Source organism: Bacillus sp. mrc49 (genome assembly GCF_002803435.1).
On sequence record NZ_PHNG01000185.1, the window covers coordinates 1 to 898 of the forward strand.

Below are 898 nucleotides of genomic sequence, written 5' to 3' on the forward strand. Positions count from 1 at the left end.
TACTTGGATATAAGCCGGAGCGGTGGACAGCCGTCGATTCGCTGACGATCGGGAAATATATGGCCTTTGATTTAGGCGGAAACTGGGAGGACCAGGCGTTCAGGCAGTATTTGCTGCAAACGTTCCCGAAGGAAAAGGCGTATGATTTATTTCCGGATTATCCAAAGAGTGCTCCTTATATCATCAGTAAGGAGGAGCTGGATATTGAAAGAAGTTTCGCAGCGGCCGTCATTCCGTATGAATTCAACGGCAGCAATAATTGGGTCGTTTCGGGCAGTAAAACCGATTCGGGGAAACCTTTATTGGCGGATGATCCACATCTTGGGCTGGCCACACCGTCCGTTTGGTATCAAATGCATTTGGAAGCCCCGACAGTCAATGTGAGCGGCGTGATTTTTGCCGGAATTCCGGGGATCATCCTCGGCCATAATGAAAAGGTCGCATGGGGAGTGACCAATACGGGACCGGATGTCCAGGATTTATTCATTGAGAAGAGAAATCCGGAGAACGAGAAGGAATTCGCTTTCAAGGATAAATGGGAAAAAGCTGAAATCGTGGACGAGCCAATCAAGGTGAAGGATGGGAAAACCCTGGATTATAAGGTGACCGTTACCCGTCATGGACCGGTCATCTCCGAGTTTGCCGGCAAAAGCGGCAAAGATACGGTCCTTGCCTTAAGGTGGACGGCACTTGATCCATCTGCGGAGCTTGAAGCGGTATTGAATATGAATAAAGCGGAAAACTGGAACGATTTCGAAAAGGCTCTCTTGAAATTCGAAACGCCGGCGCAGAATTTCGTCTTTGCGTCCACCGATGGGACCATTGCCTATAAGGCGAACGGGAAAATCCCGATCCGGAAAAAGGGCGATAGCATGCTTCCTGTTCCTGGCTGGACGGA

At 49.6% G+C, this 898-nt stretch carries 1 protein-coding gene; it reads left to right on the plus strand.

What is annotated here, in order from left to right; translation table 11 throughout:
• A partial coding sequence (locus tag CVN76_RS01280) for a penicillin acylase family protein (RefSeq protein ID WP_198512410.1) occupies window positions 1–898 on the plus strand: 898 nt, incomplete at both ends.